Genomic DNA, 288 nt, shown 5'->3' on the forward strand with positions numbered 1-288 from the left:
AAACGCGCAACTGTTGTTTTTCCTGTCCCTGGAGGCCCCCAAAAAATCATCGAACCAATTGAGCCAGCTGCCACTATCCGTGAAAGCAAACCTTTCTCTCCTACCAAATGACTTTGTCCCGTTACATCATTAAGGGAGTGAGGACGCATCCTTTCTGCAAGCGGCTGCTTTTTATAAACCCGATGATCAAAAGACGAAATAAAAAGATCTTTATTCAAAAAAAACCTCAGCGAATAAATTGGCGAATATACATTCCATCCCGTTCATATTCCAATTGCCAAACCCGCG

At 43.1% G+C, this 288-nt stretch carries 1 pseudogene; it reads right to left on the reverse strand.

Annotation, left to right across the window (positions count from 1 at the left end):
• Positions 1-218 (reverse strand): annotated as a pseudogene (locus tag ACFINS_RS10440) (replication-associated recombination protein A); the annotation flags it as partial.
• Positions 219-288 lie beyond the last annotated feature (70 nt).

This window comes from Bartonella sp. AA2SXKL, assembly GCF_042197205.1.
In the GTDB taxonomy this organism is placed as follows: Bacteria; Pseudomonadota; Alphaproteobacteria; order Rhizobiales; family Rhizobiaceae; genus Bartonella.